This window comes from Arthrobacter sp. 2RAF22, assembly GCF_052115325.1.
Taxonomy (GTDB): Bacteria; Actinomycetota; Actinomycetes; order Actinomycetales; family Micrococcaceae; genus Arthrobacter.
In genome coordinates this window covers 66228-82782 of sequence record NZ_JBFRGL010000004.1, presented here as the reverse complement: position 1 = coordinate 82782, position 16555 = coordinate 66228, and the positions used below count along the sequence as shown (strand labels likewise).

General features: G+C 66.2%; 15 protein-coding genes. 4 read left to right on the top strand and 11 right to left on the bottom strand.

Annotated features, from left to right (window positions below):
- Positions 1-146 precede the first annotated feature (146 nt).
- On the bottom strand, positions 147-1094 hold the full coding sequence (locus AB4068_RS05815) for an RluA family pseudouridine synthase (protein WP_441432932.1): 948 nt from the start codon (positions 1092-1094) through the stop codon (positions 147-149).
- 89 nt (positions 1095-1183) lie between these two features.
- Here AB4068_RS05815 and AB4068_RS05810 point away from each other — a divergent pair, with 89 nt between their 5' ends.
- Both AB4068_RS05810 and AB4068_RS05805 read left to right on the top strand, forming a co-directional pair.
- Complete coding sequence (locus AB4068_RS05810; RefSeq protein WP_306963319.1) at positions 1184-1822, top strand: ArsR/SmtB family transcription factor; 639 nt, start codon at positions 1184-1186, stop codon at positions 1820-1822.
- Complete coding sequence (locus AB4068_RS05805) at positions 1815-2507, top strand: SRPBCC family protein (protein ID WP_441432899.1); 693 nt, start codon at positions 1815-1817, stop codon at positions 2505-2507. Before AB4068_RS05810 ends, AB4068_RS05805 begins: the two co-directional genes overlap by 8 nt.
- Positions 2508-2535: 28 nt before the next feature.
- Here the strand turns inward: AB4068_RS05805 and AB4068_RS05800 are convergent, their stop codons facing one another.
- A complete protein-coding gene (locus tag AB4068_RS05800) occupies positions 2536-3111 on the bottom strand; it encodes a TetR-like C-terminal domain-containing protein (protein ID WP_059388567.1) in 576 nt (191 codons plus the stop codon).
- Between the two features lie 92 nt (positions 3112-3203).
- Here AB4068_RS05800 and AB4068_RS05795 point away from each other — a divergent pair, with 92 nt between their 5' ends.
- A complete protein-coding gene (locus AB4068_RS05795; protein ID WP_059388568.1) occupies positions 3204-3692 on the top strand; it encodes a DUF4188 domain-containing protein in 489 nt (162 codons plus the stop codon).
- A 97-nt stretch (positions 3693-3789) separates the two neighbouring features.
- On the opposite strand, the gene yczR is transcribed toward AB4068_RS05795, so the two are convergent.
- Positions 3790-5250: a MocR-like transcription factor YczR gene (gene yczR, locus AB4068_RS05790; protein WP_441432898.1), complete on the bottom strand. Its 1461-nt coding sequence runs from the start codon at positions 5248-5250 to the stop codon at positions 3790-3792.
- Between the two features lie 59 nt (positions 5251-5309).
- On the opposite strand from yczR, the gene yczE reads away from it, so the two are divergent.
- On the top strand, positions 5310-5930 hold the full coding sequence (gene yczE, locus AB4068_RS05785) for a membrane protein YczE (RefSeq protein WP_059388569.1): 621 nt from the start codon (positions 5310-5312) through the stop codon (positions 5928-5930).
- Positions 5931-6006: 76 nt separating this feature from the next.
- Here the strand turns inward: yczE and AB4068_RS05780 are convergent, their stop codons facing one another.
- From AB4068_RS05780 to AB4068_RS05745, 8 genes are all read right to left on the bottom strand, one after another.
- Positions 6007-6897 carry an Fpg/Nei family DNA glycosylase gene (locus tag AB4068_RS05780; RefSeq protein ID WP_441432897.1) on the bottom strand — a complete coding sequence of 297 codons (891 nt, stop codon included), beginning with the start codon at positions 6895-6897 and terminating at the stop codon, positions 6007-6009.
- On the bottom strand, positions 6890-11914 hold the full coding sequence (locus tag AB4068_RS05775; protein WP_441432896.1) for a DNA glycosylase AlkZ-like family protein: 5025 nt from the start codon (positions 11912-11914) through the stop codon (positions 6890-6892). Before AB4068_RS05775 ends, AB4068_RS05780 begins: the two co-directional genes overlap by 8 nt.
- Before the next feature lie 52 nt (positions 11915-11966).
- Positions 11967-12605 (bottom strand): DUF4232 domain-containing protein, encoded by a 639-nt coding sequence (locus tag AB4068_RS05770; RefSeq protein ID WP_084784462.1) that lies wholly within the window; start codon positions 12603-12605, stop codon positions 11967-11969.
- Between the two features lie 105 nt (positions 12606-12710).
- A complete protein-coding gene (locus AB4068_RS05765) occupies positions 12711-13439 on the bottom strand; it encodes a YcnI family copper-binding membrane protein (RefSeq protein WP_441432895.1) in 729 nt (242 codons plus the stop codon).
- 84 nt (positions 13440-13523) lie between these two features.
- Positions 13524-14147, bottom strand: coding sequence for a hypothetical protein (locus AB4068_RS05760; RefSeq protein ID WP_441432894.1), 624 nt, complete (start codon positions 14145-14147; stop codon positions 13524-13526).
- 139 nt (positions 14148-14286) lie between these two features.
- Entirely contained in the window at positions 14287-15531 is a 1245-nt protein-coding gene (locus AB4068_RS05755) for a cation:proton antiporter (protein WP_332602426.1), read from the bottom strand.
- A 39-nt stretch (positions 15532-15570) separates the two neighbouring features.
- The gene (locus AB4068_RS05750) at positions 15571-15966 is read right to left on the bottom strand and encodes a hypothetical protein (protein WP_059388573.1); all 396 of its coding nucleotides are present in this window, start codon (positions 15964-15966) and stop codon (positions 15571-15573) included.
- Entirely contained in the window at positions 15959-16531 is a 573-nt protein-coding gene (locus AB4068_RS05745) for an SRPBCC family protein (RefSeq protein WP_059388574.1), read from the bottom strand. Before AB4068_RS05745 ends, AB4068_RS05750 begins: the two co-directional genes overlap by 8 nt.
- Positions 16532-16555 lie beyond the last annotated feature (24 nt).

The window sequence follows — 16555 nt, the reverse complement described above, 5'->3', positions numbered from 1 at the left end:
CAAGCTGAACATGTTCCTCATTTTGGGTGAGCGAGCGTCCCGGGAAGGGCCGTCATATGTGAGCGATGGTTTGGGGGAAAGCCGTTATGGGTGAGCGAGCGTCCCGGGAAAGGGCGCCATATGTGAGCGATGGTTTGGGGGGAGGGTCAGGCGGGGTGGGCTTCGCCTAGCTCGAGACGGCTCCGGTATTCCACGGGTTGCTTGCTGATGGGGTCAACGAAGCGGATGCCGCGAGCGAGCAATTGCAGCGGCTTGGAGTAGTCGTCCGGGGCCTTGTCCAGGAGTTCGGGATAGAACGCGTCGTTCACGATTCCCAGCCCGAGTGAAGCCATGTGCACGCGAAGCTGGTGGGTCTTGCCGGTGTGGGGCTCAAGCCGGTAGAGCGCCCGGCGGGCGGCGCCGCCGTCGTGAGTGCCGCCGTCGAACGTTCTCAGCAGCTCAATGCGGGTTTCCGCGTTGGGTTCGCCGTCGATCACCTCGGCGAGAAGGTAGCTGCGGGATTTTGTCATGCGATTGCGCACGACGGCGGGGAATTCGACGGCGGGAAAGCCCGCGGCGGGTGCCGCGGCGGAGATGCACTCGTACTCCTTTTGCACCTGCCGTTTTTCGAAGAGCACTTGGTACTTGCCGCGGGTCTCCGGATTGGTGGAGAGCAGCAACACCCCGGCAGTCATGCGGTCGAGCCGGTGCATCGGGATGAGGTCCGGCAGGTCCAGTTGGTTCCGGAGACGGACGAGTGCGGATTCCTGGATGTAGGTCCCGCCCGGAGTGGTGGGCAGGAAGTGGGGCTTGTCGACGACCAGAAGGTGCTCGTCCTGGTGCAGGATGTTGATCTCCACCGGCATACGAGTCTCCGGCGGGAGCGTGCGGTAGTACCAAATGAAGGTGTGTTCTTCGAGCGGGGTGCGGCGATCAAGGGGCGCGCCGCCCTCGCCGACGATTTCGCCGGCGTCGAACCTGTCCTCGATGCCCTGGGGGTCGATATGACCCCAGCGGTGCATCATGTAGTCCATCGCGGTGTCCCAGGGCCCCTCGTCCGGGAGGCGCAGGCGGGTGGCGTTGACGCCGTCGCGCACTGGAAGGGGGGATTGCATCACCGGTCTATTCTACCGGGGTTATGGCCAGGCCTCCGACGAGAAAAAAGTTCTTGACAATAAAAGTTGTCGGTAGGCAGAATGGAAGCATGTTGGACATCGAAGTGATCGAGGATCCCGCCGCGGCGGAAGCGTCGCTGGACCCGATCCGCACCCGCATTCTGCAGGAACTGGTCGAGCCGGGTTCCGCCACGCAGTTGGCGGTCAAGGTGGGCCTGCCCCGGCAGAAAGTCAACTACCATCTCAAGGCCCTCGAGCGGCATGGACTCGTCGAACTCGTGGAGGAACGGAAGAAGGGCAACGTCACCGAACGCGTTTTGCGCGCGACGGCGGCGTCGTACCTGATCTCGCCGGTGGCACTTGCATCCGTGGCGCCGGATCCCCGGCGCTTCTCGGACCGCTTTTCCGCCTTCTGGCTCCTGGCCCTCGCGGCCCGGACGGTCCAGGAGATGGGCAAGCTGATAGCCGGCGCGGCCGCGGCCAAGAAGAAGCTTGCGAGCTTCGCGATCGACGGCGAAATCACCTTCCGGTCGGCGTCGGACCGTGCCGCTTTTGCCGAGGAGCTCGCCGTCGCGGTGACCCGGCTCGTGGACAAGTACCACGACGGCGGTACCGGCGCTTCGACCGAAACGGTGAGCGGCGCACGCAAGCACCGGCTCGTCGTCGTACTTCATCCCGCACTCAAGACAACGCAGCACTCTCCAGAAAAGGAACAGGACAATGACTGACAACCGTGAATTCGAAATCGTGGCCGACACCGAACTGCCCGGCACTCCTGAACGGGTCTGGCAGGCTGTCACCCAGGACACCTCGGCCTGGATGTTTCCCACCGATCAGTGGCCGGCCGTGAAAACCGTGGACGAATACCCCAGCCACCTTGTGACCCGGATGGACGGGCCGGACGGCTGGTTCAACCAGTTGGAGCACGTGCTCGAACCGCTCGACGGCGGCCGGGCCAAGCTGCACTACGTCCACAGCGGCATCTTCGCGGACAACTGGGAGGAACAGTACGACGGCGCCAGCAAGCACACCGAGTTCTACCTGCACACCCTGGGCCAGTACCTTCAGTACTTCGACGGCAAGCCTGTGGTCTTCACGGACATCCAGGGCCCGGCGGCCTCRCAGGCGCCCGACGGTTTCGTGCAACTGAAGAAGGCCCTCGGCGTGAACGGCGTTGCAGAGGGTTCCGCGGTTGAGGTGGACGTCGACGGCGTGGGGCGGTTGAGCGGAGAACTCGACTTCTCCAACCAGCACTTCCTAGGCCTGCGGACGGCGGACACGCTCTACCGGTTCTTTGGCCGGAACTCTTTCGGAGCACCCGTGGGCATGACGGTGCACGATTTCAGCGGCAGCGGTGATTCTGAACTGACCGCGAAGGCCTGGGGCGACTTCTTGGAGAAGGTGTACGCCTAACCCGCCCGCCAAGGGAGGCGAAGCTGGCTCAGGCTGCCCAGCCGCGTCCCACGGCGTCCAGCGCGGCGGCGTAGATCCCTTCCCAATCGGTTCCGGGCTCGTCCATGTTCGCAAGTTCCAGGCTCACCAGTCCGTGGACCTGTCCCCAGATGGACATGGCGATCGTCGCGGTTTCGGCATCACGAACGGTCCCCGCTTGCTGCGCGGCGGTCACCGCTTCCATCAGGGGAAGCATTGCTTCCGAGGCGACTGCCGGCGTCGGGCTGCAGTCCACATAGCTGGCAAGTGCGCCGCCAAACATGAGCCGGTACAAGGCTGGATGTTCAAGTGCCCAGGAACGGTAGGCGAGGCCCAAGCCTCGGAGCCCCCCGTTTTCGGCGAGCCGTTGCGAGTCGCCGAACGAGCGGAATCCGTCGTCGACGGCGGCCGTCAGCAACTGCGCCTTGCCGCCGAAGAGTGAGTAGACCGCCGTGGTTGAGGTCTGGGCGGCTGCGGCAACGTCGCGGAGCGTGACTCGCGCAGGGCCGTGCCGGTCAACGAGTTCGGCCGTTACCTGAAGAAGCCGCTGCCGGACGAGCTGGTCATGAACGATGGGTCTTGCCATGCCTCCAAGTGTTTCATAACATTGTTTCGTAACGACGTTATGAAACTCGACGAGCGGAACTTGAGCTACCGTTCCCAGACCGAAGGATTCGCATGGCACAGGAAATCTTCCCGGGGCGCTTCACGGCCGACACCGGGCGCGAATCGGTGACCGTATTCCTTATCGGAATGCGGGCCAACCGTTGGTGGAAGATCGGCAAAGTGGCGCGAGTGGCATCGTCAATGCCCACCATGCTCCGCCATCTCGCAACGCATCCCGAGTCCGGACTGCTCGGGTGCGAACAGTGGTTCGGGCGCACCACCATGCTGCTCAGCTATTGGGAGAGCCCCGAGCATCTCAGGCGCTTCGCGGCGGACAGGGACTCGCCGCACTTGGCGCCCTGGCGACGCTTCATGAAGGAAGTCGCGGGAAGCGGCGACATCGGCGTGTGGCACGAAACCTACCAGGTGCCGGCGTCGGGAATCGAGGTGGTCTACAACGGCATGCCGCAGTTTGGCCTGGCCAAAGCCACCTCCCATGTCCCTGTCGGTCCGGGCACCAACACCGCCAGGCAGCGCATGGGTGCCGGGCAACCCAACTGACTCGCAGTTAATGTCGTTCTGAGGGCTCAAAACGACAACAAATGCGAGCCAGTTGGGCGGCGGAGGGGGCAAGTGGCGGGCTGCGGAACGGCGGGATTTAGGCAACCGCGGCGGGTTCCTTGGGCGCTTTCAAGGTCCTCCGGAGTTGCGGTGACGCATCGATCCGGGCTTGGGCATCGCGCAGTGCCAGCACCGCCGTCTCAAGCTGGGCCGGCGCGAGCGTGTACGGAACGCGCATGAAGTGCTCGAAAGCCCCGCCGACGCCGAAGCGCGGGCCGGCCGCGAGCCGCACGCCGAAGTCCGGGGCGACGACGGTGAGCGCGGTACTCGACGGCGTGGGCAACCTGCACCATGCCGTCAGCCCGCCGCGCGGACGTTCCACGTGCCACCCGGGAAGGTGCTCGGCCAGTAATCCGAGGAGCGCTTCCCGGTTCCGCCGCAGCTCCGCAAGCCTCGCATCCAGCGGTTCGGCGAAAGCCCGCAGCAGCCGAGCCGCAGCCAGCTGCTCGACGACGGGCCCGCCCAGATCCATCGTTGTCCGGGTCTGCACGAAGCGGTTGATCAGGTCCTCTTCGGCGCGGATCCACCCGGTCCGGAGCCCGGCCCAATGCGATTTGCTGAGCGATCCGATGGTCACCACCGCCGGACTGAACGCCGCGAGCGGCGAGGTGCTGACGCCGTCGAGGTTTAGCTCCCGCAGCGTTTCGTCTACCACCAGGACAGTGCCCGTCCCTGCCGCCTCGCGGACCAGGCGGCGGCGCTGGAGGTTGGACATGATCCGCCCGGTGGGGTTGTGGAAGTCCGGGACGAGGTAGGCCATGGCCGGGCGTTGGTGGCGCATTGCGGCCACCATGCCGTCGATATCCCAACCGCCCGACGTCGGCTCGGCGGCAGGCGGCATCGGCACCGGAACCGTGCGTGAGCCCGAAGCGCGGATTGCATCGAGAGCGTTGGGGTAGCTGGGATGCTCCACGAGGACCTTCTGCTGCCGCCCGGCGAGGGTCTTCAGGATAATGTTCAGCGCGTGCTGGGCCCCCGAAGTCACCAGTATCTGTGCGGCCGTCGTGGGGATGCCGGCTGCCGTGTAGCGGTCCGCGATGGCTTCCCGGAGGGATGGGAGGCCGACCGCGTCGTAGCCAAAACCGGGCAACAGCGCAGGGAGATCGATCAACGCATCCGCGAATGCCCGGTGCACCACCTCGCCCGTCGCTGGCAGTGAAGCATAGGCGAGGTCGAGGATTCCCTCCGGAACGGCCAGTCCAGGTCCGCTGACGGGGACCGTCCGGCGTGGAATGCCCGTCCGGCCCCTGCTGCCCTGGCCGCCGCCCAGGAATCCTTGCTCGCGCAGGCTGGCATAGGCGGCAGTGACGGTGGTCCGGCTGACGCCCAGGGTGACGGCGAGCGCGCGCTCACTGGGCAGCGCGACGTCGAGCGGGATGCGCCCGTCCATCACCAAAAGGCGTACGACGTCGGCAAGCTCGCGATAGGCGGGAGCGGCGCCAGTGTTCCACGGACCGAGGAGACGCACCATGGCTGTGGGGTTGAGGGATCCGGGCATAAGACCAGTATTGCAAACTGGCTATGGAAAGCAATGCCAGTTTTCGGGAGCATGGTTTCATGATGACCCGCAGAATCACCCAGCTCCTGATTGGCCTCGCAATGTACGGGATCTCCCTGGCCATGTTCATCCGGGCCGGCCTTGGCCTGGACCCCTGGGATGTCTTCCACCAAGGCGTCGCGGGGAAGATCGGGTGGAGCATCGGCACCGTCGTCGTAGTGGTCAGCTTCCTGGTTCTTCTCCTCTGGATACCGCTGAGGCAGATGCCCGGTTTCGGAACCCTCGCCAACGCCGTTCTGGTGGGAGTCTTCGCGGACATCGGCCTGGCCCTGATCCCGGCGTTCTCGCACCTGGGTGGCCAGATCGCCATGCTCGCCGGCGCCGTGGTCCTGAACGGAATCGCTTCCGCTTGCTACATCGGCGCACGCCTTGGCCCGGGTGCCCGCGACGGACTCATGACGGGACTTGCCCGCCGCACTGGATGGTCGGTGCGTTTGTCCCGGACCTTGATCGAGGTTGTCGTGCTCGGTGTGGGCTGGCTGTTGGGTGGGTCCGTCGGCGTTGGAACCGTTGTCTACGCCTTGGCCATTGGCCCGGTGGTTCAGCTATTGCTGCCGCTGTTTACGGTTCCGGTGAAGGCTCCCGTGGCTGCCCCGGAAGCGGTGCCGGCCACTTCGTGACGCGGAATCTTCCTGGCGACTCGCAGATTTCTTGACGCCCCCGGAATTCCGGGGGCGTCAGGGAATTTCCGCAGCGTCAGCCGGACGAGCCGGGCTGGCACTCCGGGCAGAAGTAGATGGTGCGGTCTTCCATCCCGGACGCTGGCCCCAGCACTCCGCGGCGAATCGGCGTCCGGCAACGAAGGCATGGTTGGTGCTCGCGGCCGTACACCCAGTAGCCGGAGCGGGGAATTCCCCGGACTCCAGGGAACGCTGTGCCGCGCGTGATCCTTGGCCCGGGTCCGAGGTTGGCTTCGAGCATAACCTTGGCTTCGGCGAGCATCGCCGGCAGATCCTTCACAGCCGATACCGGCGCGGCCGGATGCACCCCGGCCAGGAAACACGCCTCGCAACGGTAGATATTGCCGAGGCCGGCGAGGTTCCGCTGGTCCAACAGTGCGACGCCGATCGGTGCGTCCGGCGCGGCCCGGAGCCGACGAACGGCCTCTTCCGCGTCCCAGTCGGGCCCGAGCAGGTCCGGGCCGAGGTGCCCTACTACGCGGGACTCGTCCGGCGTCGGGATCACCTCGAGGATTCCCAAGGAGAAGCCGACGACGTCGGCCGTCGCTGTGCGGAGGACGCACCTGGCCGTGTGGCCGGGTTTCCTCCACCGGCCGCCGGGGGAATAGACCTGCCAGCTTCCCTCCATTTTCAAATGCGAATGGATGGTCAGGGCGCGGCGGGATGGTCTGGTAGCCGCCGAACCGGCGTCGTCCGCCGGCCCAGTCGCGACCGACCCAACCGCCGCCGGCTCCAGCAAGCGCATGAGCAGGTGCTTTCCCCGTGGCACTACCTCGGACACGGTCCATCCGGCCAGGTTCAGTGTGGCAAACCTGGGTACCCGGAAGTCCGAGGAGACAAGGGTCTGCCCACCGAGGGCCTTGTGCAACTCCGCGGCGGCCCGCCAGACCGAGTCACCCTCAGGCACGGATCCTCAAACCCTTCGGCGTGGAGTACGCCCCGGCAGCCGCAAGGGCGGAAGCCACGGGGGTGTCCAAGAGGTCATGGCCGTTGACCTTTTCCATAATCAATTTGTCCACGGCTCCCCGCCGCACCACTCCGACGAGCGCGGCAGCGGCAGCGGCCAGGGCGGCGTCGTCTTGGCTGAAAGTGAGCAGGGTCTTCCCTCCCCGTTCGACATACAAAACCAAGGCGCCGTCGACTATCACCACCAGGGCACCTGCTTTCCGTCCCGGACGGTGGCCCGATCCAGCGTCGACGGCCAACGCGGGCCACGGGAGGGCCGCGCCATACGGGTTTGCGGGGTCCGTTGCGGCGAGGGCCAAAGCGACTGGCTCCGTTTTGGCGAGTTGGGCGTCCTCCGTGAAGGAGCGTAGTCGGTCCACTGTCGCCGGCACGGCAAACTGGGCGGCGCCGAGGTGCTCGATGAAGTAGCCGCGGCGGCACCGCCCGGCTTCTTCGAGGCGCGCGAGGACCTTGTACATCAGCCCGAATCCGCCCACGATGTTCTCCACCATGACGGAACCGCGGGTCACCACGCCGTACCTGTCGAGGAGGAGTTCCGCGGTGCCGCGCGCGTGGATGGTGGGGTCGAGCTCGGGAGCAGGCAACGCGGACCAGCGGCCAACGGCGAGCGGGGGAGTCGGAGCCGCTCCGGTGACCGAGCCGTAGCGTCCGCCCGTGAGTCCTGGCGATCCCATCAAGCCCGTGCCGTGCGAGCGGCCGAGCCTGCTCATGCGGAGGGACCTGGCACGCGGCGGCCGCGCGGGCTGTTTGTGCGCCGTGCGTCCGCCGGCAATCATCGCGCGGACGGGGGCGAAGGTGTCGCCCGTGATGCGGCCGGCCCACACGAGGTCCCACAGGGCAGCCACCACGGCATCGTCGCTAAGGACCGCGTCCATGCCGCCGGCAACATCGGTGAGTTGCCGGAAGAAATAGGCGCCCCCGCCGGTCTGCAGGTATTCCAGAAGGCGGAGTTGGGCGTCGCCGGGCTCGAATTCAGGGTCCGGGTTGAGGGTGAGCTCCGCGGCTTCGGCCACATGGAGACTGATCCACCCGTCGTTCCCGGGCAACGAGCCAGCCCCTGACCACAAGACTTCGCCCGCGGCCATGAGCTCGTCCAACATGGCCGGTTGGTAATCGGAAATGCGGCTGGCCAGCACCAAAGGCTCCCACGCCGACGCCGGAACAGGCACGCCGGAAAGCTGGTCGATGGCGGTCATGATGCCGTCGAGCCCGCGCAGCGCCGGGGCACCCCTGCCTCCAGAAGAACCAGGACGGCCGGCCGAGGGCACGGATACGTTTTGCCAGGCGGGGAGGAACCGGCCGTACGCGGCAGCGTCCACCGGCTCCACTTCGGCGCGCAGTGCAGCAAGCGAACGACGCCGGAGCTTGCGCAGCACTTCGGAATCGCACCACTCGCTGCTCAATGGGACTCCGCGGAGCGGAACAGCCGGGAGTTCCGGTGCCTCCAACAACTCCGGGCCCTCATCGGGAACCGTGGCCGGCGCACTCGGGTGCGGGCGGAACTCGCCCTCCACTACGCGGCCGTCCGCCGCCAGGCGTTTGAGCGCAGTGCTTACGACGGCGACACCCAGTCCCAGCCTCGAGGCGGCTTCCTCGGCCGTGAAGGGTCCGTGGGTTCGTGCGTATCGGGAGACCAGGTCCCCGAGCGGATCGTGGACGGGTTCGATGAAGGCGAGCGGCACTCCCATGGGCAGCGGAACCCCGATGGCATCGCGGAGCCGGGCCGCGTCCTCGATAGCGGCGAATCGTTCAACGCCGCTGAGCGTCACGGTGAGGGCGCGGTTGGCCTTGCGCAGCGCCGCCAGATGCGATGCGGCCAGATGCGATCCCGCCGCCAGATGCGATCCCGCCGCCAGTTGCGACGCGGCCGGATCCGCGGAAGCTTCCACTCCTTCGGGCTGCAAACGGGCCGCCACTTCGTCGACGCTCAAGGGGCCGAGCAGGCGCAGCAAGTCCGCGACGCCTTCCATCCCACGGACCAGCCGGTCCGGTGCCAGCCGCTGGAGCTCGAGCTCGGTGGCCTCGATGACTTTCGCGTCGAGGAGTTCGCGTAGTTCCACCCTGCCCAGGAGCTCGTTGAGGAGCGTGGAGTCGAGGGCCAAGGCAGCGGCCCTGCGTTCGGCGAGCGGTGAATCGCCCTCGTACAAATACTGGGCCACATACCCAAAGAGCAGCGATTTGGCGAAGGGCGACGGCTGCTGCGTGGTGGTCTGAACCAAGCGCAGTTCCCTGCGTTCGATCGAAGCTGCTATGTCTTTCAACGCGGGGAGGTCGTAGACGTCCTGCAAACACTCGCGCACGGTTTCGAGCACGATGGGGAAAGACGGGTACTTCTTCGCGACATCCAGCAATTGCGCGGAGCGTTGCCGTTGCTGCCACAGCGGCTGCCTTTTCGCAGGGTTCTGGCGCGGCAACAACAGGGCGCGCGCGGCACACTCGCGGAAGCGGGAGGCGAACAATGCACTCCCGCCAACCTCCGCCGTCACGATCTGCTCAAGCTCCTCAGGGTCGAACAGGAACAGCTCGGCCCCCGGGGGTTCGTCCTCCATCATCGGGACCCGCAGCACGATCCCGTCGTCGGCGGCCATCGCGGAACCGTCCAGCCCGTAGCGCTGCTGGAGCCGCTGCCCGACGGCGAGTGCCCACGGTGCGTGGACCGTCATGCCGAAGGGGCTGTGCAGCACCACGCGCCAATCGCCGAGTTCGTCATGGAACCGTTCGACCACGAGCGTCCGGTCATTAGGGACCACTTCCGTGGCCTGCTTCTGTTCGCCCAGATACTGGATCAGGTTGCCGGCGGCGAAGTCGTCCAGTCCGCTGGCCTTGCAGCGTTCCAGTGCTGGCTCTTGGTCCGAGGCGGAAAGCTCACGCACGAATGCTCCGAGGGCGCGGCCGAGATCCACCGGCCGGCCCAAGGAATCGCCCTTCCAGAAGGGGAGTTTTCCGGGCTGGCCGAAGGCGGGCGAGACAAGGACACGGTCGTGCGTGATGTCCTCGATTTTCCAGCTGGTGGCGCCCAGGGCAAAGATGTCCCCGACGCGTGATTCGTAGACCATTTCCTCGTCGAGCTCGCCGACGCGTCGGCCGCCTTTGGCAGCGCGCGACGCCGGACTGGGCTCCTGTGCGGACCCTGGACCGGCCTGGCTGGAACCGGATCCGGACCCAGAACCGGTGCCTTCGCTCTCGGTGCCGATGATGTACACGCCGAAGAGCCCGCGGTCCGGGATGGTTCCGCCCGAGGTGACGGCAAGTCGCTGTGCTCCGGGGCGGCCCTCGATGGTGCCGGCATTCCGGTCCCAGATGATGCGCGGCCTGAGTTCGGCGAATTCGTCCGAAGGATACCGGCCAGCCAGGAGATCCAGGGTGGCTTCGAAAGCTGAGCGGGGCAGGGTGGCGAAAGGAGCGGAGCGCCGCACGGTGGCGAACCATTCCTCTACGTCGATGCTTCCCAGCGCGGTGGCGGCGACCGTTTGTTGGGCGAGGATGTCCAAGGGGTTGGCTGGAACGTGGAGGCGTTCGATCTTCCCGCTCAGCATGCGTTCCACAGTGATGGCGGTGTGGACGAGGTCTGCCCGGTGCTTGGGGAAGAGTACGCCTTCTGAAATCTCGCCTACTTGGTGCCCGGCCCGCCCAACCCTTTGCAGTCCGCTGGCCACCGACGGCGGCGACTCGACCTGGACTACAAGGTCCACGGCACCCATGTCGATGCCGAGTTCCAGGGACGACGTGGCCACAACGCACCGCAGCCGGCCGGACTTGAGGTCATCCTCGATGAGTGCCCGCTGGTCCTTGGACACGGAACCGTGGTGCGCGCGGGCCAGGACCGGATCGGCGCCGCTCGTGCTGCCGGCCTGGGCCATCATGTGCGCCGGAGTCGCCGTCGAGGACGGCAGCCCCGAGTCCAGCGCCGAATCCGCCGCGGCGGAAAACACATCCACCGCCATGAGTTGGCGCTCCGCGTAGATCTCGTTCAATCGGGCTGTGAGTCGCTCCGCGAGGCGCCGGGAGTTCGCGAACACAATGGTGGACTGCTTCAACAGCACAAGGTCGACGATCTTCTCCTCGACATGCGGCCAAATGGATGCTTGCGGTTGCAGTCCGGAGGCCGGCCCGGAGTCGAAGGCGCCCGCGGCTCCCGCCAAGTCGGACATGTCCTCCACAGGAACGCTGACGCTGAGGTTCCAGTTTTTGTGCGACGGTGGTGCGACGATTTCCACGGGTGCCGAACCGGCGAGGAACTGTGCGACGAGCTCGCGCGGCTCCACGGTAGCCGAGAGGCCGATCCGTTGGGCGGGTTTCGGCAGCAGCGCATCGAGCCGTTCCAATGACACCGCGAGGTGTGCGCCACGCTTGGTGCCTGCAACGGCGTGGACCTCGTCGACGATCACGGTGTCCACCTCGCTGAGCGTCTCCCGGGCTTTGGACGTCAGCATGAGGAACAAGGACTCGGGCGTGGTGATGAGGATGTCCGGCGGGTGGCTGAGCAACGCGCGGCGGTCCGCCGTCGTCGTATCTCCTGAACGGACTCCGACGCTGACCAGCGGGGCCGGCAACCCGAGCCGTTTTGCGGTTTGCGTGATGCCGATCAGCGGCGAGCGGAGGTTCCGTTCGACGTCCACGCCGAGGGCCTTGAGGGGCGAGATGTACAGGACTCGGGTCTTGCGCTTGGGAGCTTTGGCACGGGCGGTTGTGCCCTCAAGTTCCGGAAGGGCGTCCGCCGAAGCAAGCGGGGACACGGACAAGAGCCGGTCCAACGCCCACAGGAATGCTGCGAGCGTCTTGCCGGAACCCGTGGGCGCAACCACAAGGGCGTGCGATCCCGAAGAAATGGCCTTCCATGCACCGTCCTGGGCAGGGGTGGGCGCGGAGAAAGCACCAAGGAACCACTCGCGCGTGGCACGGCTGAAGCGGTCCATGGCTGAATTGCCAGGACCGCCCGGTAGCTTCTGCTCCTGCATTCCTCCATCATGCCTCACGGCACCGACACAATAAGGAACAGCGCTGGACCGCCTACCCCGCCTGGAACGCCTGGACGGTCAGGAGATTGATATTGGTGTTGCTGCAAGCCGTGTATTGCTGCGGGATGAACAGCGAAGCGGTGTCCTCGGGTGGGTAGACCCGGAAGCCGGCGGCTGGGGCCTGGGTGCACTCGGGGTAGTTCCCGGCCTGAGTGTAGCGGAGTTGGGCGAAACCGGCCTTCCCCGGAGCGAGGAGCACTTGCGTCACAGGCTGGGAGTCGTCGCGCGCGGCAGCCGCGCCGATCGGATCGCCCGCGGGTCCCGACGTGAGTGAGACGCCCGGGAAGCCATTGAGGACGCAGGGTTGCGTGCCGGAGTTGGTCAGGATGAGTTTCATGTAGACGCTCCCTGCCGCTCCGCCCCCTGTGGAGTCGACAGATGCTGTCAGCGAGCCCGCTTTGCAGAGAGCGACGCCTGATGGCGTCGTCCCGGTGCTCGATGGCGTGGCGCTGCCGCTTGAAGTAGGAGTACTTGAGGCCGAGGCCGACGGTGACGACGAGGCCGACGCCGTGTCGCTGGGTACGGCTGATCCCGAGGGCTGGGCCTGGGTTTGGAAACAGCCGGAGAGCAGGAATACCGAGGCTGCTGCCATCGTGAGCAGGAGACCGTTCTTGACTCGCATATTCGTCATGCGCACAGCTTTTCGTCGTCATTTGCCGGAGTCAACTGCGGCGCGGCAGCGGCGCCGGATTGGCGTCCGGATCGTAATGTTCCGGACGCCGACCCAACGGAGCCGTTACTTGGAGACTGATGCCTTGGCGGAACGGCTGCGGAAGAAGGCCGCGCCACCCAGACCCAGCCCTGCCACGCCGGCGATCAGGCCGGCCCAGCTGCGCGCCTGTGAGCCGTCGTCGGTCACGGAAGCTGCCTGCTCGGTGGAGATGGACGCGGCCACGTGGGTGTCACCCGCGGCCGGATCTGCGGCTGTGACGGCCACCGAAGGAGCCGGAGCCTTCAGCGAGTGCGCGTCCTGGCCGTCCTTCGGGATTTCAGCCCAGTTCGTCTGCCCTTGCTCGCAGTTCTGGAGCGTGGGGAAGTAGAGGGTCTTGCCAGCGGTGTCGGGCAGCTTCACGGACAGGACCAGCGCGTCGCGCAAGTGCGGGTCCAGCGGAGCCTTGGCCGTGTAGACGATCTGGCTGGTGCGTTTGGTGATCGATGTGCCGTCGGCCAGTTTCTTGGGTTCCGGCAGCGTCTGCGTCACTTTTTCGACTGTCCAGTTGGGGTTCACCGTGGGCGTGGCGTCGGTCAGTTCCTCGGGCAGGTTGATGGTCAACTTGGTGGTGCCTGAGGTGTCGCAGCCGTGCGGGACGCCGAACGTCAGCAGGGCATACGAGTTGGCCGTGGTCTTGTCCGGGTTGATGGAGACGTGGGCAGATGCGCCTGCGAGGCCGGCCATCATCAGTGCGGCGGTGCCGCCCGCGATTGCGGTAGCGGAGAGGGCGCGGCGGAGTGAGGATTTGTTCATGGTTGTTGCCTTTCAACGGGCGCGCGAAGGCGCGCCAAAGTCAGGGGATGTGCCCGTCACCAGTTGAGGCGGCGCCGGGCGGAGTCAGGAGGATACGACGACGGCGGGCGGGCCGCGTCTGCTGTCTTGCCTGAGGTTCCGCCACGGGCGAGGGATGAATACGGCAGGTGCGCTGAACGCAACAGCTGCGTTGCCGGCGTCGGGCCTGAAGATCAGTCGGATGAGCTGCAGGAGGGGACGAAGCCAGGCCTCGAGCTGCCACAGTGCCTGCTCGCCCTTGGCAAGGAGCAATGCCGAAGCGGCAGTGGCGAGGGCGTGCCCCGTCAGCATCAACCAGCTGAGGGGAGTGTCGACCTCGTGAAAATGGACTGTTTCAGTGCCCAGCGGCGGGGAGAGGTGTTCAGCCGCCAAGTGGTGTGCTGGTGAGCCCGGAGCCGGAACAGTGAGCGGACCGAATGCCGTGAAGGCCTCGTGCAGGAGAAGCTGGCCGGATCCCAGAAGCGCGGCAATGACCGGGAATCCGAGCTTGAACCGGGTGGCAAGAGTGGTGACGAGCCCGGTCAATGCAAGGACGGCCAACAGGACCGGAGCGACGGGAAGCGCACCCCCGGAGAGGACATGGGCACCTGCCGCGAGGGCAACAATGGCGACCGCCAGGGCCACCGAACGCATGGCATGGAAGGGCGTCCGGGCATGCGATGCGCGCACGGGTTCCTCCCTCGGTAGCGTTCAAGCGGGTGGTCGACAGTCCAGCTCGGTCTGGTCAACCCCGCAATTCTACCGGTGGTTCGTGGCCGTGCCGCTGTCGGATGGGTCGTGTGACGGGGTCATGCTGCGGGTTTGGGAATCAGGCAGTTATTGCCGGACCACCTTCGGAGGGCTTGCCTGCCGGGCCTTTGCCGGATTGTCCTTTGCCGGCCGGCCCACCGCTCTTCGGCCCCTCGCCCGCCGGTTCCGGCGCGGCTTCCGAGAAGCTGCGTGCCGCCCGCGAACCCGCGATGGTGCTGGCTCCGATGCTGATGAGGGCACCGAGGATCATGGCGGCGGCTTCTCCCGGTTCCAGCAAGTGCAATTGGGAGCCGATGGTGGCGGCTGCAACCGGCACTCCCAATTGGGACGAGGCCAGTACTGCGAGCGGCAGGGGCTGGCCGAGGGCCCGGATGCTTCCGTGCACCAGCAGTGTTCCAAAGCCAAGGCAGATCCCGAGGAGGATCATGCTTGGGCTGCCCGCGAGGGTCCTTAGGTCGAGCGATGCACCCAGCCAGACGAAGAAGACCGGCCCCAGGAAACCGTCGCTCACGGCGAAAAGCTGGTGCGCCAGGCGACGGGGTTCGCCCACCGCGGAGACCACCAGGCCGAAGGAGAACCCGGCCAGCATGATGGAGACGTGGCCGAGGACCGCGAGCCCTGAAAGCGCGAACAGCAAGGCCAGCTGGATCCGCAGTTCCAGGGCGAACTTCCGGTCTTCGGATATGTCGTGTAACCGTCCGCGGTTGCCGCTGTTCTCCAGCCAACGAAGCACGAAGAACAAGACCAACGCGCAAGCCGCGACGACGGCTGCCCCGACCGCTGCCCGGCCGGCGTTCGGGGGGTCAACGGCTAACGGAAGCGCCACAATGCAAGCGATATCAGCGATCGCCACTTGCGCCGTCGTCGTCAGGACCTTCGGCCCTGTCAGCCGAAGCGAGTCGACGATCGGCAAGACCAACGCTGCTGAGGAGGATGCGAGCAGGACGATGTAGAGGGGAGCATGTCCGGTGCCGAAGGCTAAAGCGATGACGACTCCGACGACGGCGGCCAGCACCGCGGCGACGCCGGCGCGCAAGGCGCCGCTACCCAGGGCGGGACGGATGGCCTTGTCCCGCACGGGGACGTGCGTCCCGGCGACGAACATGATGAGGGCGAACCCGACGTCGGCCACGAACGTGAAGGTGGGATCCGAGGAGTCCACCAGTCCCAGTCCCGTGCGTCCGATGACGATGCCTGCCAGCAACTGCCCCAAAACAACGGGAAGGTGCCATTTCCGGGGTAGCGCCAAGAGCGGACCGAGGAGCGCGACTGCGGCGATCAGCGAAAGCTGAAAGAACGACACCTTCCTCCTTCTCCGGGCCTGGCGGTTGGTCTGCGGTGTTTACCGGGGCGCATCAGCCAGTTTCAGGGGAATGTCCGTGTTCTCGTCGGTGTAGTAGCTCGCGCACACCCGGTGATAGCCATCGGCCACCTGAGCGGGCATGCCCGTGGCCAGGTCTCCCCGGACCATCAGGATGGGCGAGAGCTTCTTGCCCTCCTTGATCTTCTTCAGGTCCGAGGCCACGTGGGCGTTCTCTTCCGGGAGCAACGCCAAGCGGGCGGCCCGGAGGATGTCCTTGGCTTTGCGGTGCTGGATGGGCGCGTCCTTGAGGGCGGCGACAACCGATGCCACCACGTGGTCGGATTCCAGCAGGGAAAGGTAGTCTGCGGCGCTTGGGTAGTCCTGGTCCTCGGGCTCCGGCAACCAGCGGACTTCGCCTTTGTTATCGTCAGGCATGCGTCGTACTCCTTGGCCAGCGGTATCGGCTTGCAAATGTGGGTGGCGCGGGACGGGGGACCTTGGAGAGGTCCGTGCCGGGACGCCGTCGTCGTAATTCAAGGGCGAGGCTTTCTTGGCCGCGTGCCATCGCCCAGTGGTGATTCGCGGCAAAAGCGGGTTTGAGCAGCCAGCTTAGCCGCCGGAGCAGGGGTTTCGATGTGCTGACCCGCCAGTCATAGGTGATAACGGTTTCCGGGCCGTCCTGTTCGAAAGTCCAGCGCCCGGTACCGCGCAGGTCGCCGCTCGCCGCGATCGCGAAACCTTGCTCTGTGATGGGTTCGGTGACCGTGAACCTCCAGCGCAGCGTGTACGGCAGCCAACCTTTGGAGTGCAGCGAGAAGGCCTTTCCCGTACCGTCGGCGTTTCCCGGGTCCAGCGGAACAACCCTCAAGTACACCGAAGGCCACCAGCGGGGCAGTGTCCCCGCGTCGCCTAAAATATCCATGACCTCACGCGGGGTCCCCGCGACGCGCCAGACAGTGAGGAACTCGTAGTCGGCGTTGCTCTTGGAAGTGCCGCCCATTGCTGCCTCCAGGGCGCGGATGGA

Excerpts from the sequence above, each read along its gene's own strand:
- AB4068_RS05795 (WP_059388568.1), top strand. The coding sequence starts at position 3,204 with ATGGCACAGGAAATCTTCCCGGGGCGCTTCACGGCCGACACCGGGCGC.
- AB4068_RS05765 (WP_441432895.1), bottom strand. The coding sequence starts at position 13,439 with ATGAACAAATCCTCACTCCGCCGCGCCCTCTCCGCTACCGCAATCGCG.
- AB4068_RS05800 (WP_059388567.1), bottom strand. The coding sequence starts at position 3,111 with ATGGCAAGACCCATCGTTCATGACCAGCTCGTCCGGCAGCGGCTTCTT.
- AB4068_RS05750 (WP_059388573.1), bottom strand. The coding sequence starts at position 15,966 with ATGCCTGACGATAACAAAGGCGAAGTCCGCTGGTTGCCGGAGCCCGAG.
- AB4068_RS05810 (WP_306963319.1), top strand. The coding sequence starts at position 1,184 with ATGTTGGACATCGAAGTGATCGAGGATCCCGCCGCGGCGGAAGCGTCG.
- AB4068_RS05815 (WP_441432932.1), bottom strand. The coding sequence starts at position 1,094 with ATGCAATCCCCCCTTCCAGTGCGCGACGGCGTCAACGCCACCCGCCTG.
- yczE (WP_059388569.1), top strand. The coding sequence starts at position 5,310 with ATGATGACCCGCAGAATCACCCAGCTCCTGATTGGCCTCGCAATGTAC.
- yczR (WP_441432898.1), bottom strand. The coding sequence starts at position 5,250 with ATGCCCGGATCCCTCAACCCCACAGCCATGGTGCGTCTCCTCGGTCCG.
- AB4068_RS05745 (WP_059388574.1), bottom strand. The coding sequence starts at position 16,531 with ATGGGCGGCACTTCCAAGAGCAACGCCGACTACGAGTTCCTCACTGTC.
- AB4068_RS05775 (WP_441432896.1), bottom strand. The coding sequence starts at position 11,914 with ATGCAGGAGCAGAAGCTACCGGGCGGTCCTGGCAATTCAGCCATGGAC.
- AB4068_RS05770 (WP_084784462.1), bottom strand. The coding sequence starts at position 12,605 with ATGACGAATATGCGAGTCAAGAACGGTCTCCTGCTCACGATGGCAGCA.